Source organism: Maribacter sp. R86514, assembly GCF_044597005.1.
Taxonomy (GTDB): domain Bacteria; phylum Bacteroidota; class Bacteroidia; order Flavobacteriales; family Flavobacteriaceae; genus Maribacter.
Map to the genome: position 1 here is coordinate 2,183,300 of NZ_CP138999.1, position 23,968 is coordinate 2,207,267.

Here is a 23,968-nt window from a genome sequence, read left to right on the forward strand (position 1 = left end):
TATTATGAGCACAACAGCAGCAGTAGAAAAAGATGTACTTCAGAAACCTAAATTTAAAAACCAGTATGAAAATTTTATTGGCGGCAAATGGGTTGCACCAAGTAAGGGTGAATATTTTGACAACATCTCTCCCGTAGATGGAAAGTCATTTACAAAAATACCAAGATCAACAGCGGAAGATATTGAAAAGGCAATTGACGCCGCTTGGGAGGCAGCTCCATCATGGAACTCTTCATCAGCAACCGAAAGAAGTAATATGCTTCTAAAAATTGCAGACAAAATAGAACAAAACTTAGAAGTTCTTGCCAGAGCAGAAACATGGGACAACGGTAAAGCCATTCGTGAAACTATGGCTGCAGATTTACCATTGGCAGTTGACCATTTTAGATATTTTGCCGGAGTCATTAGAGCAGAAGAAGGGTCTGTCAGTGAATTGGATTCTAATACGGTGGCACTAAATGTTACAGAACCACTAGGTGTCGTCGGTCAAATTATACCATGGAATTTCCCATTATTAATGGCTACTTGGAAATTGGCTCCAGCATTGGCTGCCGGTAACTGTGTAGTTTTAAAACCTGCCGAACAAACCCCTGTTGCAATTTTAATTTTAATGGAAATCATTGAGGGAATTTTACCTGACGGTGTATTAAACATTGTAAACGGATTTGGTGCAGAAGCAGGTAAACCATTAGCCTCTAGTCCAAGAATTGATAAAATTGCCTTTACCGGTGAAACCACTACCGGGCAATTGATTATGCAATACGCATCTAAAAATATTACTCCGGTTACCTTAGAGTTAGGTGGTAAATCTCCAAATGTATTTTTTGAAAGTATTATGGATGCTGATGATGAATTCTTTGACAAGTGTTTAGAAGGCGCCAATATGTTTGCCTTAAACCAAGGTGAAGTTTGCACATGCCCATCTAGAATGTTGGTACAAGAAAGTATTTATGACAAGTTTATAGAACGAGTAATAGAACGTACCAAGGCTATTAAAATGGGGCATCCTTTAGATCCAAACACCATGATGGGTGCTCAAGCTTCCAACGATCAGTTCGAGAAAATTCTTAGCTATATAGAAATAGGTAAAGAAGAAGGTTGCGAGGTACTCACTGGCGGTTCTCAAGCGTATAACGAAGGTCTAGAAGGTGGTTACTATGTTGAACCGACTATCTTAAAAGGGAATAATAAAATGCGTGTTTTCCAAGAAGAGATTTTTGGACCTGTACTTTGTGTGACCACTTTTAAAGATGAAGCAGAAGCTATAGAAATTGCAAATGATACTCTATATGGTCTAGGTGCAGGCGTTTGGACACGTGACACCCACCAAGCCTATCAAATTTCAAGAGCCATAAAAGCCGGTAGAGTTTGGGTGAACTGTTATCACCTATACCCTGCACATGCTCCATTTGGTGGGTATAAAAAGTCAGGTATTGGTAGAGAGAACCATAAAATGATGTTGGCACATTACCGTCAGACCAAGAACATGCTTATCTCTTACGATAAGAAGAAAATGGGCTTCTTTTAAAAAACAATTTATGATGAAAACAAAAAGAGTATTAGTAACCGAAAAAGCAGCTGAAATAATTGCTCAGCTAAAAGAAAGGCATGGCAAACTTATGTTTCACCAAAGTGGTGGCTGTTGTGACGGTTCATCTCCCATGTGTTTTGAAAAAGGAGATTTAATGCTCGATGATAACGATGTTTGGTTGGGCACCATAGAAGGTTGCGATTTTCATATGTCTAAAGATCAGTTTGAATATTGGAAACACACGCAACTAACGGTTGATGTTGTCCCTGGCATTGGTTCTAGTTTTTCGTTGGAAATTCCGTTAGGACTTCGATTTTTAATCAAATCTAGATTATACTCTGCAGAAGAAGCAGAACATCTAGAACCCATTAGAATAGGCGCCTAAACCGAAACCATTTCATTTTCAGAAGTCCGGATGCAACTCATCCGGACTTCTTATTTTACACAGTTAGTTGATTTGTAGTAAATTTGTATTATCAATTTGTCATCGTGAAAATCTCATTAAAAAAAATTCTTATTTCCCCCTTGGTATTTCTTGTACGGTTTTACCAAGTAGCTATCTCTCCGTATACACCAGCAACATGTAGATACTCCCCTACTTGCTCTCAGTATACACTTGAAGCATTAAAAAAACACGGTTTATTCAAAGGCGGATGGATGGCAACCAAACGAATTTTTAGCTGCAACCCTTGGGGCGGAAAAGGATATGACCCAGTTCCTTGATTAAGCTTCAAACGCAAATTCAAACACAAAGTCCAAGTTCAAGTTCAAGTCAAAAAAAAAGCTAACTAAAGTTAAAAGTTCAGTTGGTCAAAACTCTGACATAGTCAAATAACCAAGTTTTTCTTTAATCTAAAATCTATTTTCTCTACTCTCTTTTCTATTATATTTATTCTTCTCAATATAAACTTAACGCTCTTTTAACCTAGAACAAAACCGATTTCCACAATCTAAAGCCTAGGTAGATTTCTATTTTATTATCTTAGCCTTTCAAAATTCAACACATGCATTTCTTAGGAATTACTTGGAATCCGAACGAGACACTTTTCAACATCGGATTCATACAAATAAAGTATTACAATCTTCTTTGGATCACAGCCTTTGCATTAGGTTGGTTTATCATGAAAAAGATATTCCTAAATGAGAAAAAATCTGTAGAACAATTAGATTCGCTATTTATCTACACTGTTCTAAGCACAATGCTAGGTGCAAGATTAGGGCATGTATTCTTTTATGACTGGGCATACTATTCCAATCATCTTATAGAGATTTTGATTCCTGTTCGCGAAAGTGATACAGGCAGTTTATTATTTGGCTTAATAGATGGCTATGAGTTTACAGGCTTTGCCGGTTTAGCCAGTCACGGAGCTACTATTGGTATCATAATCGGTACGTATCTGTACACTAGAAAATACCCGGAATTTAAAATGCTTTGGATATTTGACAGAATGGCCATACCAGTGGCAATTGGTTGTTTCTGCGTACGTCTAGGTAACTTTTTCAATTCTGAAATCAATGGGAAAGTGGTAGATGAAAACTTCATATTCGCTACCAAATTCATTCGAGATTCAGACGACTTACATCCATCAAAAGCATTAGGCATTACACAAGAAAAAACATTGAATGCGGCTTATGCAGCAATAGAAAACAACCCACAGTTTTCACAGTATTTAGCTGAGATACCATATCGTCATCCGGCACAATTGTATGAAGGCATAGGTTACTTGTTCATATTCATTCTTTTATATTTCCTATACTGGAAAACCGACAAGAAGAATAAACCAGGTTACCTGTTCGGCTTGTTCTTTGTATTACTTTGGACGGTTCGTTTCTTTGCAGAATTTGTGAAGAAAAGTCAAGGTGGGTTTGAAGAATCTTTAGGTTTACTTTCTACCGGGCAATGGTTGAGTATTCCTTTTATTCTAATTGGATTATACTTCATGTTTAAAAAAACTAAAACCGCATAGTATTGAAAATAATATATAAAAGTTCGGTTATTTTAATAGTTGTTGCACTATTAGCTTTTTCTTGTAAAGAAGAACCTAAGAAGACTATTGCCACGCAAAGTATAGATTTCAATCATGAAGGAGATATAACCATTTTTTTAAATGCAAGTGATACCGTAAAAACCAAATTCAATATTGAGTTTGCAGAAACGGATTACGAAACCCAAACGGGACTTATGTACCGCAAGGGAATGGAAGATGACCAGGGTATGCTATTTATTTTCCCTGACCAGAGAATGCATTCTTTTTACATGAAGAATACAGAGTTTCCTCTAGATATTATTTATATAAAAGATGATTTAAAAATTGCTAGTTTTCAAGAAAATGCACAGCCACTTAATGAGACCGGTTTATCATCACAGGTTCCTATCAAATATGTTCTTGAAATTAACGGTGGTCTAGCGCAAGAATTAGGGCTATCTATTGGTGACAGTATTAGCTTTAGCAGAAAGTAATTACCGCTTCTAATATTTTATTACGAAATAATGCCAGAATATGTATTATTCAATGAAGAATCTGAACGCTTACTTTTTAAAGAAGTACAACCATCAGATTTTCAAAATTGGCTCCCTTTTCATGAAGAACCTTTAAGTACCCAATATTGGTCAGGTTTACCAACCGATCCTATTGTGGCATGCCAACAACAATTTGACAGAATATTTGAGCGCTATAATGACAACTTAGGTGGTATGAACGCTTTATTCTTAAAAGGCACCGATACGCTAGTAGGCCTTTGTGGAATACTTATACAAGAAGTAGATGGTAAAAAAGAGTTTGAAATAGGTTATTCCATTCTCCCAAAATATTGGCGGCAAGGCTTTGCCTTTGAAGCCGCCAAAAAGTGTAAAGAAATAGCTTTTCAAAAAGGATGGACCAAAAGTTTAATTTCAATCATACAAGTTGATAATATTCCTTCGCAAAAAACAGCTATAAAAAATGGGATGTTTTTAGATTTTACTACTTCCTATCACAATAACGAAGTTCATATTTTTAGAATAAACGCATAAATGAGTCATTGGGTAATATATTTAGATAACAATTCTAACAAGAAAGGCTTCATTAAAGACTTTCAAAATGGTAACATACCTGTAGCGCTTCAAGAATTCAAACCTAAAAACGGCCGGTTATTTTCTGCTTTCACATTAGATATACTTATTGACGAAGAAGATAAACATGATGAAAAGATTATCAGCTCTGAAAATCAAGCCCTGGAAACCATGTCTAGTGGGGAGCAAAAAAAAGCACTACTAAAGTATCTATTAAACGAAAAACCAGATTATATAATTCTTGATAATCCTTTTGATAATTTAGACATTGCTTTTCAAGAAGAATTAAAATCAATACTAAAACAACATTCAACATACATTGCATTTATTCAATTGGCGAGCAGAAAAGAAGACACCCTTTCTTTTATCAAACATTTTGGAAGCCTTAAAAAAAATGAATTTACAGTATTAGAGAAATCGGCATTGGATGAGAATATAAATAGTCACACATTCAATGCTATAAATATACCTGCATCAATCACACCCATTACCAACCTAGATAATATTTTGATTGATTTTAAAAATGTAAGCATCTCTTATGGTGAGAAGCGAATATTGAACAATATCAACTGGACAGTAAAGAAGGGTGATTTCTGGCAACTTTCAGGTGCGAACGGTAGCGGGAAATCCACCATGCTTTCCATGATATTTGGTGATAACCCAAAAGCATACGGTCAAGAAATTTATCTTTTCGGAAATAAAAAAGGTAGTGGAGAAAGTGTTTGGGACATTAAAAAGAAAATAGGGTATTACGCACCCGCAATGACACTTAAATTTAATGGCAGGCATTCTATAGAACATATGCTCATTTCTGGTTTAACGGATTCCGTAGGGCTTTACACCATACCTACAGAGCTACAAAAAAGAATAATTGATCAATGGTTGACCCTTTTAGAATTACAAGATCAAAAAAAGCAATATTTCAATACATTATCTATTGGGCAACAACGTTTGGTAATGACTGCGCGAGCCATGGTTAAAAGACCTCCAATTTTAATATTGGACGAACCCACGGCAGATATGGATGATGAGTCCGCCAGTTTATTGGTTGCCTTGGTCAACAAATTTGCCAAAGAAACCGATACCGCCATTATTTTCGTTTCGCATAGAAAAGAAAAAGGTCTAAAACCGAAACGGACTTTAGACCTTATACCCAGTAAAAATGGTTCATCAGGAATAATTAAATAATATTCAACCTTTTCAAAACAAAAAAAGGCCGCTCATTTCTGAGCAGCCTTTTTACCTGAGTTAGTTATAAAATTATTCTACTTCAGCACTAGGTTTAGCGTCACCAGAAGTAATTTTCTTGCTCAATGCATCGAACATAACAGTCGTTGCAATAAATACAGATGAATATGTACCTACAAGTACACCAACTATCATTGCAAACATGAATCCTCTTAATGATTCACCACCGAAAATGAAGATTGCCAATAATACCACTAATGTTGTTAATGACGTATTCAATGTTCTACTTAACGTACTATTGATAGCGTAGTTAATGTTAGAACCACCTTTCCAGCCACGTTCAGCCAAAGTTTCACGAATACGGTCAAATACTACCACGGTATCATTCAGTGAGTAACCAATTACGGTTAGTATCGCCGCAATAAACGCTTGATCGATTTCCATGTTAAATGGCATTAGTTTACCGAATATTGAGAATACACCAAGTACGATCAATACATCATGGAATACTGCAGTTACAGCACCCAATGAGAATTGCCATCTTCTAAATCTTAATAAGATATATAAGAACACTACTGCCAATGACCCTAGAATTGCCAAGAAAGCATTGTTTTTAATATCATCGGCAATAGTAGGACCTACCTTTGAAGATTTCATAATACCAAAAGTCTCATCATCAATACCGCCAAGTACAAAAGCATCTTTAGTTATACCATCTGGTAAATACTTTTGAAGTGAGGTGTATAATTTATCTTGAATTTCATTATCTACTTCGATACCTTCAACATCTACCTTATAAGGCGTTGTAATCCTTATTTGGTTAGATTCACCATAAGTCTTCACATTAGTTCCGCTACCGAATACTGTATTTAATTCCGAAGATATTTCAGAAGGATTAACAGGTTGCTCAAAACGAACCGTGTAAGAACGACCACCGACGAAATCTACACCCTGCTGTAAACCTGGACCAAAGAACAACGATGCTAGTCCTGCTAGAATCAAAATCCCAGATATAACATAAGCAATCTTTCTCTTCGCTAAGAAATCAACATTGATTCCTTTGAAAAGGTTTTTAGTGATACCAGTAGAAAAATCCAAGCTTCTACCTTTTCCACTAATATACCAGTCGATTAACAAACGAGTGATAAATATTGCAGTGAATAAAGATGTTATAATACCAATAAGTAAGGTAGTTGCGAAACCTTTAATAGGACCAGATCCAAAAATAAATAAGATAACCGCAGTTAAACCGGTTGTAATGTTCGCATCTAAAATAGAAGACAATGCATTACCAAAACCATCAGCTACAGCTTGGCTCTTACCCTTACCTTTTGCCAATTCTTCTTTAATACGCTCAAAAATAAGTACGTTAGCATCGACAGACATACCTAACGTTAAAACAATACCGGCAATACCAGGCAATGTTAACACGGCATTTAAGCTCGTTAATACACCAAATATCAATAAGATGTTCAACATTAAAGCGATATCAGCAAATACACCTGCTTTACCGTAATAACCGATCATCCATAAAAGAACGATTACAAACGCGATTAAGAAAGACATGAAACCACTATCAATAGCTTCTTGACCTAATGAAGGACCAACAATTTCCGATTGAATGATTTCTGCAGAAGCCGGAAGTTTACCAGCTCTAAGTACGTTAGAGATATCTTTAGTTTCGTTTACTGTAAAGTCACCCGTAATTTCTGAACGACCACCAGAGATAGGACCAGAAGAAACACCAGGAGCAGTATATACTTTATTATCTAAAACAATTGCTATACCAGTTTGGTTGGTGTAAGCATCTCCAGTCAATTTTTCCCATTCTTTAGCACCTTTCGTATTCATGGTCATAGAAACAGCAGGCTTACTGAACTGATCAAAATCGGCTCTAGCATCACTTACTACATCACCACTAATTCTTGGCGTACCTTCGCGATTAGATTTCAACGCGTATAAATCGATAACTTCAGTTTCTTCTGTAGATGGTCTTTCCCATACAAATTTTGTAAACTGAATATCAGCAGGTAATAATCTTCTTATTTCCGGCATTCTTAAATAAGAACCAATAGTTGCCGTATCTTTAATAGCAGCACGGAACATTGCATTTGATCCTGGGTTAGCAGGAATCAATAATTCGTATAAAGGATTTACCTGTGTAGCTAAATCTAAAGAATCAGCAGAAACATCAGATAATAAAGAATCTAATTCAGACTCTTCTTTAACTTGTTCTGGTTGCTTAACCTCAACAATCGTTTTTAATTTCTCATTCGCCTGAATTAAAAACGTACTAAAGCTTGTATTACTTTGCTTGTACGTTTCCCAAAACTCTAATTGAGCAGTACTTGATAAAAGATCTTGTGCACGAGCGATATCTCTAGCACCTGGCAATTCAACCAAAATACGACCAGAATTACCTTCTCTTTGAATGTTTGGCTGTGTTACACCAAAACCATCGATACGTTCTCTTAATACCTCAAAAGCAGAAACGATAGACTCATCTATTTTTCTACGGATGATCGGCTTAACCTCATCATCAGACATTTGAAAGTTGATTTCATCACTAAGACCTTTGTTAGCGAAAATATCAGGCGAAGCTAATTTAGTATCACCTTTAATGTTATCGAAAGCTTCAAAAAACAAATCGATATACGTATCATCACTATTACTAGAAGCAGCATCCGCATCTGCTAATGCTTTATTAAATACTGGGCTCTTTGTATTATTAGCTAATCCTTTAAGGATATCCTTAATAGAAATCTGTAATGTAACGTTGATACCACCTTTAAGGTCAAGACCTTTATTAAGTTCTTTCTTTTTAGCTTCATTATAATTGGTATACCCAAATACAGGGTTATTACCAATAGAATCAAGATAACTAGCAGCTACTTCTTCTCTTTTGGCCACATAGCCATCTGCTGCCTCAGAAACTCGGCTTGCAGCGAAGGTAGTCGCTTCTTTTTCTACTTTACTGGTTACGAAAGTATAGGATAGCTGGTAAATACTAACTAACCCAAATAATAAAGCAAACAGCTTTATAAGTCCTTTGTTTTGCATTTTAATAGTTTATTTAATTTATGTTGATTAAGATTATATGTATGTTAAAAAAAGGGCAAACAACTTTTACGTAGAAGTTATTACGCTCTTTAGTACTAGTATATGTTATCGGAAATTAGCTATTTCCACATGTGTAAGGCCCTGCCCTTACTTCTGGAATTATTTGTGAAGTATTATCTATTGCAATTGCAATAGTTCTATTAATCTTATAAGCCGTAGCAACAAGAACATCTTGCTCTAATTCTACAGCATCACTAAACGGCAATACTACCAGGTTAGTCAATTTTTTAGAATCCTGCTTTTGAACTGCAACTAGAGTAGCATTCAAAGTAACACCGCTATCTGCTTGCTGATGCAGGTCGGATACTACTAAATTATATGTTTCAGGTAGTCGTTCTTTTGGGTGGTCTGAAGGAAATTCTTCTTCATTGGTTGTTAGTGGCTGATTTTCTTCAGAAAGAAACTCTTTAACACTAAGCGCATCAACATCACTATAATAACGAATACTTAATTGAGCACTGTCATTTTCTATAATTTCAACACCATCAACACCTAGAACTTCTAGTTTCTTGGTAATTACCGCTAAAATTTCATCATGAGCAGACTCTGAAGCTAATTCTACATCTGTAAATTGTAGTACAATTTGCTGATTAGAAGCTTTAGTTTGCTCTTGACTTAGCCCTAATAAGGCTAGAATAATAAATAGAGTACTTACGCACCATTTTGCATTCATGCGGCAAATATAAAAAGAAAGATTATTCTAGGTAGTATATTTTTTACAATATATAATACCAATGCTTACCTATTAATACAAACAAAGCCCTTATAGTTAGACTATAAAGGCTTTGTTTTATGTTTAAGAGTATATAAACTACAGCTCTAAAAGACCATTGGTTTTAGTAACACCAGCAGCACTTTCTTGCATTTTCGCTTTTTCAGCATCGCTTAATGGAATGTCAACTATTTTTTCAATACCGTTTTTTCCTAAGATTACAGGTACACCTATACAGATATCATTTAGACCATATTCTCCTTCCAACATTGTAGAACAAGGGAACATTTTCTTTTGGTCACACGCGATAGCTTGAACCAAAGCAGAAACTGCAGCACCTGGCGCATACCATGCACTTGTACCTAACAATCCTGTTAAAGTAGCACCACCAACTTTAGTATCGGCAGCAACTTGCTCTAATCTTTCATCAGATAAAAATTCAGATACACGAATACTGTTTCTAGTTGCATGAGAAGTTAAAGGTACCATACCTTTATCACTATGACCACCTATTACCATACCATCAATATCAGAAATAGGAGCTTCCATAGCCTCTGCTAAACGATACTTGAAACGAGCGCTATCCAAAGCACCGCCCATACCTATAATTCTATTTTTAGGTAAGCCAGTAGTTTTATGTACCAAATATGTCATAGTATCCATAGGGTTACTTACTACGATTATGATAACGTTTGGAGAATGCTCCAATAAACTGCTAGAAACCGTTTTTACGATACCAGCATTAATACCGATCAATTCTTCTCTGGTCATACCTGGCTTTCTTGGAATACCAGAAGTAATTACTGCAATATCGCTATTTGCTGTTTTAGTATAATCATTTGTACTACCTGTTATCTTTGTATCAAATGCGTTTAAAGAGGCCGTTTGCATTAAATCCATCGCTTTACCTTCAGCATAACCTTCTTTAATGTCCAAAATAACCACTTCTGATGCAAAATCTTTAATGGCAATGTACTCTGCACAACTAGCACCTACCGCACCAGCACCTACAACTGTAACTTTCATTTATTTCTATTTTATGAATTATTATATATAAAATGGTATGTCCACTTTATGTCTATTGAATTTTCGTTTCAAAAATAGGTATTTATTGACGAATTATGCTAAGTAGCAGTTGATTTAATTAAGCTCAAAAGCATCGACAAAATGCATGTTTTGTTAAAAAATTTTGCGCTTTAACGAAGAAATCGTCAAAAAGCGACCGTACATCGAATTAAAGTAATATCCCAAAATTAGTCACGTTAATTACTGTGGATCCCAAATCCAAAAAAATTAAATTAACCTACTTATGACTAAGAAGTTCCTCTCTTTGTTGGCGATATGCGCCATAGTATTTCTTGCGAACTGTTCTCGAATAGAAGAAAACAATGACCCAATCATAGGGTTATGGTCTCAATCAGAACTAACTGTAAGCGAAAGTTCCTCAAAACAAACAATTCGTAAAGAATGGATTTTCAATGATGTCTATTTAGGTAGATATCAAGAAATTGAAGGTTCTACGATTATCTTAAAAACAGATTTCAACTGGTCCAAAGAAGACGATGTTTATACCGTAGAGTATAAAGGTCTAGAAGGCAAGCCAAATAATATAATCACTATAAAAGATACTGATGATGTTTCTTATCTTCAGAAGAAAGATGGTGGTACTTTGGCTATAAGGCAATAAACGATTTTAACAGGGCCATGGGAAAAAGGCTGTCCGGAGGGATCTGGGCAGTCTTTTTTATACCCATTGTTGTTCTAAAAACAGCTTTTAACAAGTATTACCTACGCTTATTTAAAGCACAAAAAAAGGTCCGACGGAATTAGAGATAATTCTTATCGGACCTTTTTACATTTCAAACTTGTCTTTATCTAAAACCGAAGTTAACACCAACCGTTGCAGTATTGAACTCCCCTAAATTGTATTCGGCATTTAACCTAAAGAAACCTAATTTCAGTTTAGTACCTAAGGTACCGGTTACACCATTTACCTTTTTGGTAATTGAAAAAGGGTCTTCATAAGTTTCTGATGCAAATGGACCGCTTGTAACTCTATATGTTCCCAGTACATCTGTTACAGACTTGCCCGTAATATAATTTACACCACCGTAAAAATTAATGATAGGCAATTTTGTTGAAACCACCGCACCAAAAGCCCAGCTGCTGATTTCAGCTTCTATTCGCTGATTTTCACCATCTACTAAATTGGCATTGGCCAAGTCATAATCTCCACTAATATTAGTGTATCCTATTACGGCGGAAATAGCTACAGGTAGAATTTTATCTGCTGGCAATAATTTAGTGAAGTCATGTTGAATACCTACACCGAACAATCCTATAGATGCATCTTCATATTCTATTTTAGGAAGGAATCTTGCCTTTATTTCTGTTCCTTTGATCAACCCTAAACTTCCTTGCAAATATCCTGAAGGGATAAAATCGATATCTTCTCCTGCTAGTCCTGATGGTAGTTCAAAAGTCTCACGAACCGTTACCCCTAATACTTCACCTTCTACGAATACCTCTGTTCCTGAAATATCACCTAATGCAGTTGAAACTTCTCTTGCAACGCCAGGGTTATCAACAAAATCCAAATTCTGATAATCGTTTGGATCGAGGATAAATGTCTTTTTATCTTCTTTATTCTTAAAACCGGTAATGTTACCTATAATTGAAATTTCAAATCCGCCTAAGGGTTTTGCATCGGCAGTATTATACCAACCTGTTGACATGCTGTACACCACACTTTCCGATAATGGAGACATGTAATCCGTAGTAAACCTTTCGGCATCTTCAACTCCCGCTGAAAGCACATTATTGAAATCTGCTTGAGCAGTCGCCGTTAAGCATGTTCCAACAAAAATGCAAGTAAGTAGATTTTTCATATTTCTAATTTTATCTAAAACTAAAAAACCTGCGCTGTAGGCGCAGGTTTTTGTTGTGTAAATGGTATTTTCTATGTGTCAATGTTTGCATAAACAGCATTTTTCTCAATAAATTCTCTTCTAGGTGGCACTTCGTCACCCATAAGCATTGAGAAAACACGATCTGTTTCCGTCGCATTATCTATTTGTATTTGACGTAATGTTCTAAACTCAGGGTTCATTGTGGTATCCCACAACTGCTCTGCGTTCATTTCACCAAGACCTTTGTAACGCTGAATACTTACACCACCGCTATAACTATTGGCAATATCATCACGTTCTTGATCACTCCAAGCATATTGCTTTTTCTGACCTTTCTTCACTAAATATAAAGGCGGAGTAGCAATATAAATATGCCCCTGTTCTACCAACTCTCTCATATAACGGAAGAAGAAGGTTAATATCAAAGTTTCAATATGGCTACCATCGACATCGGCATCACACATGATGACTACTTTATGATATCTCAATTTTTCAAGGTTCAATGCCTTACTATCTTCTTCGGTACCAATGGTTACCCCCAAAGCAGTATACATGTTTTTGATTTCTTCGTTTTCAAAAACCTTATGTTGCATGGCTTTTTCAACGTTCAAAATCTTACCTCTTAGTGGCAAGATCGCTTGAAAGTTACGATCACGACCCATTTTTGCAGTACCACCTGCCGAATCTCCCTCGACAAGGAATATCTCACATTTTTCAGGATCTTGCTCAGAACAATCGGATAGTTTACCAGGCAAACCACCACCGCTCATTACATTCTTACGCTGTACCATTTCACGAGCTTTAGAAGCTGCATGTCTAGCTTGCGCTGCAAGAATTACTTTTTGAACAATAGTTTTAGCATCATCCGGGTGCTCTTCAAGATAATCCGTCAACATTTCAGACACTGCCTGACTTACTGCTGCTGAAACCTCTCTGTTACCTAATTTTGTTTTTGTCTGACCTTCGAACTGAGGCTCAGAAACTTTTACGGATACAATTGCCGTAAGACCTTCACGGAAATCATCTCCTTGAATTTCAAACTTTAACTTATCCAACATTCCAGAAGCATCCGCATATTTCTTTAGAGTAGAAGTTAATCCTCTTCTAAATCCAGATAAATGCGTACCACCTTCGTGCGTATTAATATTGTTTACGTAAGAGTGAAGATTCTCTGTATAACTAGTGTTATATATCATGGCTACTTCTACGGGAATATCATTCTTTTCCCCTTCCATAGCAATAACCCCTTGTATCAAAGACTCACGGTTACCATCTAAAAACTTAACAAACTCTTTAAGACCTTCATTAGAAAAAAACGTTTCTCCAACGTACTCTCCTTTTTCATCTTTCTGGCGTTTATCCGTAATACTGATAGTCACCCCTTTGTTCAAGAAAGAAAGCTCACGCATTCTATTTGCCAAAGTTTCGTAGCTATATTCTATAGTTTGTGTGAATATGGTATCATCTGGGTGAAAAGTCACCTCTGTACCTCTCTCCGTAGTTTCTCCTATTCTTTTAACAGGATACAAAGCCTTACCCCTAGAGTATTCTTGTTGCCAAACAACACCATCTCTATAAACCGTTGCCGATAAATGATCGGACAGTGCATTTACACAAGATACACCAACACCGTGCAGACCACCAGAAACTTTATAAGAATCTTTATCGAACTTACCACCTGCACCAATTTTGGTCATTACAACCTGTAATGCAGATACGCCTTCTTTTTTGTGAAGATCAACAGGTATACCCCTACCGTTATCTTTAGTGGTTATGGAATTATCTTCGTTTATGATTACGCTAATGTTGTCACAATGACCACCCATAGCCTCATCAATAGAGTTATCTACTACTTCATATACTAAATGGTGCAAACCACGGACCCCAACATCACCTATATACATGGATGGACGCATACGTACGTGCTCCATTCCCTCCAAGGCCTGAATACTATCTGCCGAATAATTTCTCTTATTTGCTTCTTCGCTCATAAAATTAAGGTTGTTTTACTTCAAATTTTGCAATCTTACAAATATACGCAATACCCCATGAAATATAGCCTTTCTAAGGATTGGACAAATGCAAGTTATCAACAATAATTGTGGAAAATTAGCCCTTATTACCTAAATAGCACCATATTTCTGAATTCGCTTCTGAATCGATGCACAAAAGCTTAATTCATTATAAAGCACAACTTATATACTGCACACCAAATCCCATTAGTTTCTTTTGCACGATCTTAACATCTCACCTCTGAAATTAACGGAATAAAACTGATTATTTGCCTTATCCCTTTCTTAGCCAAAACATTAAGATATCCTTTAGATATGGATAGTAACTTAGAGGTATAATCTTAAAATAATCTATTATGAATGAAGAACAATTTAAAGGAAAGTGGAATATAGCTAAGGGAAAACTTAAACAACAATACGGTGACCTTACCGATGATGACCTTACATATACTGAAGGAAAATCAGATGAGCTATTAGGAAGAATTCAAGAAAAGACCGGAGAGTCTAAAGAGAAACTAAAAGAAATGATCGATAGTATTTAAATACTAAAATCATTCTCACATAAAAAGTAAACCCCGCCTACAGAAGTAGACGGGGTTTTTACAATAGATATAATGACTAATTCAAACCCTATTGCTTAACATATGCTTCGTCATGTACGTTAGCTATTGCCCTACCAGAAGGGTCATTCATATTTTTAAACGCCTCATCCCATTCCAAAGCCGTTGCCGTACTGCAAGCTACACTTGCTTCTTGCGGTACACTTAATGCTGCAGCATCGCTAGGAAAATGTCCTTCGAAAATAGTTCTATAGTAATACTCCTCTTTGTTCAATGGCGTGTTGATAGGAAAACGGAATGCTGCATTTTCAATTTGCTCATCTGTTATTTCCTTTTCAACCAATTCTTTTAAGGTATCGATCCAACTGTAACCTACACCATCACTGAATTGTTCTTTTTGTCTCCAAGCAACACTTTCCGGTATCATATCTTCAAAAGCCTTACGAACAACCCATTTCTCCATACGCTCACCGTTGATCATTTTATCTTGCGGGTTGATACGCATAGCAACATCCATAAATTCTTTATCTAAGAACGGTACACGACCTTCAATTCCCCAAGCAGCTAAACTCTTGTTAGCTCTTAAACAATCGTACATATGTAGCTTATCTAATTTACGTACGGTCTCTTCATGAAACTCTTGTGCGTTTGGTGCTTTATGAAAATACAGGTAACCTCCAAATATCTCATCTGCTCCTTCACCCGACAATACCATTTTTATACCCATAGACTTAATAACACGTGCCATTAAATACATAGGTGTAGAAGAACGAATGGTAGTAATGTCATATGTTTCAATGTTATAGATAACATCTTTAATAGCATCTAAACCTTCTTGAATGGTAAACTTGATCTCGTGGTGTACGGTACCTATATGGTCTGCCACTTTTTTTGCAGCAGCTAGATCTGGCGAACCTTCTAGACCAACAGAGAAAGAGTGTAATTGAGGATACCAAGCATCTGTAGTATCTCCACTCTCTACACGCTTCTGTGCATATTTTTTTGCAACCGCAGAGGTTACCGATGAATCTAAACCACCTGATAACAATACACCGTATGGCACATCGGACATTAACTGTCTGTGAACCGCCGCTTCTAAAGCTTCCTTAACTTCTTGAATGCTAGTTTCGTTTTCCTTTACCGCATCATACTCCATCCAATCTCTAGAGTACCATCTTTTTATTTCTCCGTCAGCACTATGCAAGTAATGCCCTGGAGGAAATAATTCAATTTTGGTACAGGTACCTTCAAGTGCTTTTAATTCTGATGCTACATAGAACGTTCCGTTTTTATCCCAACCCATGTACAATGGAATAATGCCCATATGATCACGAGCTACAAAATATTCATCTTTTTCGGCATCATAAATCGTGAAACCAAAAATACCGTTCAATTCATCTATAAAATCAACTCCCTTTTCTTGATACAAAGCCAAAATAACCTCGCAGTCAGATTCTGTTTGAAAGTCATAAGTACCTTCAAACTGCTTACGTAATTCTCTATGATTATATATTTCTCCGTTCGCAGCCAATATCAATTTACCATTCGGGCTTAATAATGGTTGTTTACCAGAAGCTGGATCTACAATAGCCAAACGCTCGTGCGCCAAGATGGCTTTATCATCTGCATAGATACCACTCCAATCCGGACCTCTATGTCTTATTTTCTTCGACATTTCTAAAAGTTGAGGCCTAAGTAACTCCGTACTTTCCTTAACATCAAATGCACATACTATTCCACACATAATCTAATAATTATATCATTTCGAATACAAATATGAATTTATTGTTTCAATTAACAAACACATATGCTAATTATGATTACATATTGTAATTATAAATTAGATTTTAAGTTCTATTTGACATACATTGGTGTAAATTCCTGTTTAAAACGTGATGAAATGTAACAATCAAAAAATTTAACTTCTTTTTATTAATCGGACTGTAAGGAACTGCTTAGTTTTATGACCTAGAAAACCTAAACAATTATTATGAAAAACGTATTTACACTAGCTACGCTTATTTTTACCTTAGTTTTAACCTCTACGGTATCTGCCCAAGAATTTTCTGGAATTGACAAAAGCCCAATGGATATGGCTGCCTACCCTACAGATTACAAAGTATCTGAAAAGGCGGTACGTATTATTTATGGAAGACCACAATTAAAAGGTCGTTCTATGGAAGAATTAGCTCCTACAGGAAAAGTTTGGAGAACAGGTGCCAATGAAGCTCCTGAAATTACATTCTACAAAGATGTTACATTTGGCGGTAAAGCTGTTAAAGCTGGAACATACGCTTTATTCACTATACCTGGTGAAGATGAGTGGACCGTTATTTTGAACGAAAATTTAAACCAATGGGGATCATACTTTTACGATGAAGCTGCAGATGTTGCTCGCGTAACCGTACCTAATGGTTCTGATGCTGCTTCGTTAGAAGAATTTTCTATTGCATTCAAAGAGGCTAACGATGGTGCTCATTTAGTAATGGGTTGGGACAAAACAAGAGTTGCAGTTCCTATTACTATGTAATTAAAAACAACATATATTAAAAAAGCCTCGGTCATTTACCGAGGCTTTTTTTTGCTTTTTATTATTATCTAACTATACCATTTACAAAAGTCTGTTCAGCACGTATAGTAGGTATTTCAGATACCGGAACCGTCATCATATCTTTATCGTAGATGACAAAATCCGCTACCTTACCAGGCTCAATGCTTCCTTTCTCATCTTCTTCAAAATTAGAGTACGCTGCCCAAATGGTCATTCCCTTCAAAGTTTCTTCTCTAGATAACGCTTCTTCCATTTGAAAACCTCCCTTAGGATATCCGCTAGTATCTTGTCTTGCTACTGCAGCATAAAATGTCAAAAACGGACTTACATCTTCTACAGGGAAATCAGTACCAAGTGCAATCGTTCCTGCTTTGTTCAATAAGGTTTTATAAGCATAGGCACCTTTAACCCTCTCCCCTAAACGATCTTCTGCCCAATACATATCACTTGTGGCATGTGTTGGTTGAACTGATGGAATAATACCATCTTCAAAATAATTGAAATCACCTTCTGTCAATACTTGGGCATGCTCAATTTTCCATCTTCTATCATCTTTACCCTTCAACACTTTTTTATAAGCTCTCAATACGGCAACGTTTGCAGAGTCGCCAATGGCATGTGTGTTCATTTGATATTCTGAATTTGCCAGTTTTTCAGCCAATGCCTCAATATCTGCAACGGGAGTGATCATCGCTCCAAAATGCTTAGGTAAATCGCTGTATTCTTCTTTTAAGGCGGCACCCCTAGAACCCAAAGCACCATCGCCATACACTTTTATTGACCTTACATTCAATCTATCTGTCTTGATAGGACCTTTATTGATATAATAATCCACATCTTCTTGGTTATTACTTACCATGGCATACACTCTAATGGACAATTCGCCAGCTTGCTGCAAACTATCAATAAGCTCTATAGTACTTCTATCTAAACCAGCATCGTTAACGGTTGTAAGTCCGTGGTTAAAGCTTATTCTTTCTGCATCTTTCAACGCCTTAATTTTATCTTCTAAAGACGGTAATGGCATAATACTATCTATAAGCGACATTGGGTTATCTACCAAAACCCCTGTAATACCAGAATAGCCATTCTCCCATTTTCTTACTATTTCGCCACCTTCAATTTTGGTACTCCAGTCTATACCTGCCATATCCAAGGCTTTCTGATTCACCAAATATGCATGACCGTCTACACGCTCCAATGCTACGGGTATATCTGGGAAAATAGTGTCCAATTCCGTCTTTGTTGGAAATTCTTTGATTTCCCAATCGTTTTGATCCCAGCCCCTACCTCTAACAAAAGACTTTGGGTTGGCTGTATGAAAGGCCCTAACGCGCTCCAACACCTCTTCAAAACTTGTAGTACCAACTAAATCTACTATTTGTTGATTAAGGCCTAAACCGTAAAAATGGCAATGTGCATCGATCAGACCTGGTGTAATAGCTCTACCATCGGCATCGATCAACTGATCGGAAGTATAAACATCCCTTATTTCATCTGTAGTACCAACAGCTATGAATTTACCGTCTTGCACAGCAAAGGCCTGCGCTTCAGAAAAAGAATCGTCTACCGTATAGACTTTAGCATTGACGATTACCAGGTCAACTTTCTCTTTCATGAGTTCGCAACCAGATAATAAAACGAGTAAAATTGGAAGAAGTTTTTTCACAGCAAAATAGTTAGTTAGCAAAATAGAAAAAGTAAGCATTTATAGCTCACTTTAAATAATATTGAAAACTAAGTATTTTTTCGGAAAGATTTAAATATTTATTCTTCGGGTAGCTCCCTCTTTGCAAAAACTTCGCTAGAGCTACTGTTGGAATAAAATTCACCGACCATCTTGTCCCCTTCTACCTTAAGAACAAAAGAAGTACGTTCTATACCTTCTATATTTATATTAAAATTGATACGATTATTATCAACTTCAACATCTTGACCATTTAGTGTTCCGGTTTTTAGACTGATGACCGCTTCGTAAACATCATTGGTTTTAGAAATGAAAATTCGCCCATTTCTATAAGGCAAATCAGCTTCGGGCATAAGAAATTTCCAAGCACCCAACACAGGGCTTTTATCCACTTTTTGTTCAATAGAGACATTGTTTTTAGATAAGTTCATTGCACGGTTTGCTTTAAACGAACTCATAAAAAAAACATTGACGAGTAAGACAATTTTTATTAAAACATGGTTAGTGTTCATTATATAAATTATTGTTTTATATGGGTTAATAACGATTTATAATTAAATATATTTCACAATAAGTAAGACATTTACTACTACTTAGACTTTTTATCATCTACCCAGTTCACTATTTTTTCTTCCAATAAAACCAAAGGTAAACTACCTGAGTCTAATATTTGGCTATGAAACTCACTGATATCAAAATCATCACCTAAACTATTTTCAGCCATTTTTCTTAGATCTCTAATTTTTAACTGACCGATCTTATATGAAAGCGCTTGCCCTGGAGTAGCCATATATCTTTCAACTTCGGCAATTATACTTTCTTCAGACTCCGCCTCATTATCCAATGAATATTGAATCGCTTTTTCCCTACTCCATCCTTTTGCATGAATACCGGTATCCACCACTAACCTGATCGCTCTATGCATCTCCATACTTAACATACCAAAATATTGATATGGGTCTGTATAAATACCCAGTTCTTTTCCTAAAGACTCTGCATAAAGTGCCCAACCTTCTACAAAAACACCCATACTCTCAGGATGTAAAAACTCAGGAAGCTTATTATTTTCTTGCTGTAAACTTAATTGAAAGTGATGACCAGGTATGGCTTCATGCAAAAACAAAGCTTCATCATGTACCCTATTATAACTTTTTACATCAGGAATTGGAACATAAAAAATTCCCGCTCTTGACCCATCTTTTGAACCCGGCACATACTCCGCACTTGCCGATGCTTCTCTAAAAGCTTCAGTTCTACGTACATTAAAACCTGCTTTTGGTGTCAGGGCGAATAAAGAATCTATGCGCAATGCTATACGGTCATTTATAGCATTAAAACTTTCAACTACCTGTTCAGGTTCTGAAAAAGGCATTAATTCTTTTCTATTTCTAAGAGAACTGAAGAAAGATTTTAAATCGCCTTTAAAACCTATTTCATTCTTTACAGCTTCCATTTCTTTAGAAATACGAGCCACTTCAGACAAACCCAATTCATGAATTTCATCTGCAGTCATGTTCGTAGTCGTATGTAATTTAATTAAATATTGATACGTTTCTTTTCCGTTGGGCAGATCTGATAATCCGTCGGTATCTCTACAAGCAGGCAAGTATACATCAGTTAAAAATCGTTTTAATTCTACATATTTAGGCGTTAGTTTTTCTTGAATGAAATCTTCATAATTACTCTGAAGAATATCCATATCAACATCAGAAAGCCCGTCTGGGAAATTCATTATTGGCTTGTAGAATAGGTTTTCTTCTAAAGGAACATCAATAAACGATTGAATTTGTGGTAGCATTTTTAAAGTTAGTACTTTGGGTAGCACTACATCTTTGTCCATACCTCTTTGCATTTTCTCAATTGAAGTATCTAAAAACACCAAATAATCTTCTAACCTACTTAACCAATTATTATAATCTTCAATGCTCTTAAACGGCTGTACACTTGTGCCACCGCCTAATTGCGCCACATATAAATGCAAAGACTGTATTTGAAAAAGTGGCATAAGCTCAAAACTTGGCAAATCGTAGATTGGCGATGCTACGGTTACCATAGGGTTCATCACCCCTTCCAACTTCACATTACAATCCCACTTCATTACACGCATACTCATATAATCTTCAGCACTTACTTGAGTAGAATCATACTTACTTAATTGATCTAAAAAATAAGTATAGCGGTCTTTTAAATGTAAAATGTAATCATCTGAAATGTAATTGGCTATTGTATCATTATATTCTGAAAAGCCAGCTTTGGTAGCCTCTATGGGGTTGATGCTTTTCTTAAACTCATAAAACTCGGCAAAAACCTCAGCAATAGGTTTTGCTGTAGTAAGCTGTTCTTGTTTTGAAGATTCTTTACAAGAAGAAATAACAGCAACGAATAGTAAAAGCCAGAGGGTACGAATCATAGTAGTAGAATTTGTTCTGAAAAATACAAAACTATTATGATTGATGAACCTCTATTTTCTTGAATTTAAAAAAGGAATTACTTCTTTGATTTTGAATTCGCCTTTTCCTTAATTTTTACGTAAATCAGTTTTTTACGCCCCTTAGAATCTTCTCTTCTTTCTATCTCAAAATGAGGAATGGAATTGATTAGCGGAGTCAGTTTTTGAAATCCGTAATTACGAGAATCGAAATTTGGTTGCTTTTTTTGTAACAAGCTACCAACATCACCTAAAAATGCCCAACCATCATCATCGGCAACATCATCGATAGTCGTTGAAATAAAGCGTAATGCCTTTGGCGTTATCTTATCTACCGTGTTCTTTTCTGTAGGTGTTTTATTTGCAGCATCGGTCGTTTCTTCTTCTGACCTACTTTTTAAAATTTCGATGTATATGAATTTATCACAGGCTACAATAAACGGATTTGGAGTCTTACGTTCTCCAATACCAAAAACCTGCATACCTGCTTCTCTAAGTCTTGTAGCCAAACGCGTAAAATCACTATCACTACTAACAATACAAAATCCGTTTACCTTGCCAGAATACAAAACATCCATAGCATCGATAATCATGGCAGAATCGGTTGCATTTTTACCTTGTGTATACCCATATTGCTGAATAGGTGTAATGGCGTTTTCAAGAAGAACATTTTTCCATTTACCTAAACGTGGGTTGGTCCAATCACCATAAATACGTTTAATGGTAGGGTTACCATATTTAGCAATCTCCTCCATCATTTCCTTTACATAGGCAGATGGTATATTATCGCCATCTATTAATACTGCTAGATTCAAATCCATTTGTACTGTTTTTATGTAAAGGTAATTTGATTTCTACTTGAATAGCAAGATGTTGACCGATAAAGTTAAAAATGATTTCTTTACTACGAATAATAAACTATTGTAAGTGACATTTAGCGAACAACTTTGGGCATATAGTTAAGCATTCACTATACCGAAACAACTACGTACTATTTAATCTGGCTTGGTCAAAACAAACTCCACACGCCGGTTGAGAAATCTACCTGCTTCTGTTTTGTTCGTTGAAATGGGTTTTAAACTGCCAAACCCCTGAGCTTTTATTCTATTTTTTTGAATTCCGTTATCAATTAAAAAACCAACGATTTCATGAGCTCGCCTAACCGACAATTTATTATTAAAATTATCTGATCCAATATCATCTGTATGCCCAAAAATTTCAATGTTGATATTTGAATTTGCTTTTAAATACAAAAGCAGCGATTCCATTTCTTGCTGATGATTACCTCTTATTTTAGACTTGTTAGAATTAAAGTAGACATCTTTAAATATATGCACACTATCTAATTTATAATCTTTGAGTTCTGTAACTTCTGAGTTTTGAGTTTTTGATTTCACATTCGACACTGAAACCATATCTAAATAGTAATAAGAGCCTTTGTTAATTTTTCTTTTGGTCTGATATTTCTGTGTGCGCTTGTTGTTTTTAAAATTACCGATAGTCAGGTACTTCTCGGTTCCAGAAGCCTCAAATTCCGTAGTCAGTTTCACCCATTTTATTTCATCGGAATAATATTTAGAATAGGATATTTCCAGTTCTGCCGAAACTTGCCCTTTCATCTTAGAAAAGTGCAAGCCAGATAGCACTTTGGTAGTTTCTACCTCAACTGGAAACTCTGAAAACCGGATACCAAATTCCTTCACAGCAAAATCTGATCGTTCTGCCAAACTCACGTAAAATGAAATCGTATATCGCTCTCCCTTCGTTAAAGTGTTACTCAATTTTGCTTGAATATATTCTCTATAATCGTTGGGTGCATACATGTAGAAACCCACATAGCCTATTCCGAAATCTGCGGGTTGCTTTCCATTGAAGTTTTCTGGGGTTCCCATGGCGGTACTGCAACCATTAAAATAATCGGTAGAACCCATAGTGGGCATATTCCAATCTATTACATCATTTTCAAGATTACCCAATGTAACAGGGCAATTTCTATATTTTTCAAAACTAGGATTCACCACCAAATTTTGTCCTGTCACTAAAACAGGCACACATAACAGAAGCAACAAGAGAAAATCTAAATACTGTCTTTTAGGTAGCATATGGGTTAAATAGATTGCCTAAAATACAGAAAAGATAAAATATGGTGATTTCACTACAACTAGCGCACAAAAAAAGCCCTTCTCATCTCAAAAGAAGGGCCATACTAACAATAAAA

21 protein-coding genes are annotated in these 23,968 nt (G+C 36.0%); 10 read left to right on the forward strand and 11 right to left on the reverse strand.

Annotated features, from left to right (window positions below; genetic code table 11):
• Positions 1–4: 4 nt before the first annotated feature.
• The 7 genes from SJY30_RS09530 to SJY30_RS09560 all read left to right on the forward strand — a co-directional run bounded on the left by SJY30_RS09530 (position 5) and on the right by SJY30_RS09560 (position 5,771).
• Complete coding sequence (locus tag SJY30_RS09530) at positions 5–1,528, forward strand: aldehyde dehydrogenase family protein (protein ID WP_396631989.1); 1,524 nt, start codon at positions 5–7, stop codon at positions 1,526–1,528.
• Between the two features lie 13 nt (positions 1,529–1,541).
• Complete coding sequence (locus SJY30_RS09535) at positions 1,542–1,916, forward strand: DUF779 domain-containing protein (RefSeq protein ID WP_396635321.1); 375 nt, start codon at positions 1,542–1,544, stop codon at positions 1,914–1,916.
• 104 nt (positions 1,917–2,020) lie between these two features.
• Positions 2,021–2,254, forward strand: coding sequence for a membrane protein insertion efficiency factor YidD (gene yidD / locus SJY30_RS09540; protein WP_396631990.1), 234 nt, complete (start codon positions 2,021–2,023; stop codon positions 2,252–2,254).
• Between the two features lie 281 nt (positions 2,255–2,535).
• A complete protein-coding gene (lgt, locus tag SJY30_RS09545; protein ID WP_396631991.1) occupies positions 2,536–3,498 on the forward strand; it encodes a prolipoprotein diacylglyceryl transferase in 963 nt (320 codons plus the stop codon).
• A 2-nt stretch (positions 3,499–3,500) separates the two neighbouring features.
• Entirely contained in the window at positions 3,501–3,992 is a 492-nt protein-coding gene (locus SJY30_RS09550; protein WP_396631992.1) for a DUF192 domain-containing protein, read from the forward strand.
• Between the two features lie 30 nt (positions 3,993–4,022).
• On the forward strand, positions 4,023–4,544 hold the full coding sequence (locus SJY30_RS09555; RefSeq protein ID WP_396631993.1) for a GNAT family N-acetyltransferase: 522 nt from the start codon (positions 4,023–4,025) through the stop codon (positions 4,542–4,544).
• Positions 4,545–5,771, forward strand: a complete 1,227-nt coding sequence (locus tag SJY30_RS09560; protein WP_396631994.1) for an ATP-binding cassette domain-containing protein — start codon at positions 4,545–4,547, stop codon at positions 5,769–5,771. It abuts the gene before it with no gap.
• Positions 5,772–5,843: 72 nt separating this feature from the next.
• Here SJY30_RS09560 and secDF read toward each other — a convergent pair whose 3' ends face one another.
• The 3 genes from secDF to mdh all read right to left on the reverse strand — a co-directional run bounded on the left by secDF (position 5,844) and on the right by mdh (position 10,629).
• The gene (gene secDF / locus SJY30_RS09565) at positions 5,844–8,831 is read right to left on the reverse strand and encodes a protein translocase subunit SecDF (RefSeq protein ID WP_396631995.1); all 2,988 of its coding nucleotides are present in this window, start codon (positions 8,829–8,831) and stop codon (positions 5,844–5,846) included.
• Between the two features lie 115 nt (positions 8,832–8,946).
• Positions 8,947–9,564 (reverse strand): hypothetical protein, encoded by a 618-nt coding sequence (locus SJY30_RS09570; protein WP_396631996.1) that lies wholly within the window; start codon positions 9,562–9,564, stop codon positions 8,947–8,949.
• Between the two features lie 138 nt (positions 9,565–9,702).
• The gene (gene mdh, locus SJY30_RS09575) at positions 9,703–10,629 is read right to left on the reverse strand and encodes a malate dehydrogenase (protein WP_396631997.1); all 927 of its coding nucleotides are present in this window, start codon (positions 10,627–10,629) and stop codon (positions 9,703–9,705) included.
• A 283-nt stretch (positions 10,630–10,912) separates the two neighbouring features.
• Between mdh and SJY30_RS09580 the strand changes: the two genes are divergently transcribed.
• Positions 10,913–11,290: a hypothetical protein gene (locus SJY30_RS09580; RefSeq protein ID WP_396631998.1), complete on the forward strand. Its 378-nt coding sequence runs from the start codon at positions 10,913–10,915 to the stop codon at positions 11,288–11,290.
• A gap of 184 nt (positions 11,291–11,474) precedes the next feature.
• On the opposite strand, the gene SJY30_RS09585 is transcribed toward SJY30_RS09580, so the two are convergent.
• A complete protein-coding gene (locus SJY30_RS09585; RefSeq protein WP_396631999.1) occupies positions 11,475–12,491 on the reverse strand; it encodes a DUF6588 family protein in 1,017 nt (338 codons plus the stop codon).
• A 71-nt stretch (positions 12,492–12,562) separates the two neighbouring features.
• A complete protein-coding gene (gyrB, locus tag SJY30_RS09590; RefSeq protein ID WP_396632000.1) occupies positions 12,563–14,503 on the reverse strand; it encodes a DNA topoisomerase (ATP-hydrolyzing) subunit B in 1,941 nt (646 codons plus the stop codon).
• Positions 14,504–14,880: 377 nt separating this feature from the next.
• Here gyrB and SJY30_RS09595 point away from each other — a divergent pair, with 377 nt between their 5' ends.
• Positions 14,881–15,066 carry a CsbD family protein gene (locus tag SJY30_RS09595; RefSeq protein WP_396632001.1) on the forward strand — a complete coding sequence of 62 codons (186 nt, stop codon included), beginning with the start codon at positions 14,881–14,883 and terminating at the stop codon, positions 15,064–15,066.
• Positions 15,067–15,154: 88 nt separating this feature from the next.
• On the opposite strand, the gene asnB is transcribed toward SJY30_RS09595, so the two are convergent.
• On the reverse strand, positions 15,155–16,828 hold the full coding sequence (asnB, locus tag SJY30_RS09600; protein WP_396632002.1) for an asparagine synthase B: 1,674 nt from the start codon (positions 16,826–16,828) through the stop codon (positions 15,155–15,157).
• A 246-nt stretch (positions 16,829–17,074) separates the two neighbouring features.
• Between asnB and SJY30_RS09605 the strand changes: the two genes are divergently transcribed.
• Positions 17,075–17,614, forward strand: a complete 540-nt coding sequence (locus SJY30_RS09605) for a DUF2911 domain-containing protein (protein ID WP_396632003.1) — start codon at positions 17,075–17,077, stop codon at positions 17,612–17,614.
• Positions 17,615–17,678: 64 nt separating this feature from the next.
• Here SJY30_RS09605 and SJY30_RS09610 read toward each other — a convergent pair whose 3' ends face one another.
• The 5 genes from SJY30_RS09610 to SJY30_RS09630 form a co-directional block, all read right to left on the reverse strand.
• Entirely contained in the window at positions 17,679–19,304 is a 1,626-nt protein-coding gene (locus SJY30_RS09610; protein ID WP_396632004.1) for an amidohydrolase, read from the reverse strand.
• Between the two features lie 98 nt (positions 19,305–19,402).
• Positions 19,403–19,780, reverse strand: a complete 378-nt coding sequence (locus SJY30_RS09615; RefSeq protein ID WP_396632005.1) for a hypothetical protein — start codon at positions 19,778–19,780, stop codon at positions 19,403–19,405.
• 131 nt (positions 19,781–19,911) lie between these two features.
• The gene (locus SJY30_RS09620) at positions 19,912–21,732 is read right to left on the reverse strand and encodes a DUF885 domain-containing protein (RefSeq protein WP_396632006.1); all 1,821 of its coding nucleotides are present in this window, start codon (positions 21,730–21,732) and stop codon (positions 19,912–19,914) included.
• 77 nt (positions 21,733–21,809) lie between these two features.
• Positions 21,810–22,571 carry an NYN domain-containing protein gene (locus SJY30_RS09625; RefSeq protein ID WP_396632007.1) on the reverse strand — a complete coding sequence of 254 codons (762 nt, stop codon included), beginning with the start codon at positions 22,569–22,571 and terminating at the stop codon, positions 21,810–21,812.
• 174 nt (positions 22,572–22,745) lie between these two features.
• The gene (locus SJY30_RS09630; RefSeq protein ID WP_396632008.1) at positions 22,746–23,852 is read right to left on the reverse strand and encodes an OmpA family protein; all 1,107 of its coding nucleotides are present in this window, start codon (positions 23,850–23,852) and stop codon (positions 22,746–22,748) included.
• Positions 23,853–23,968 lie beyond the last annotated feature (116 nt).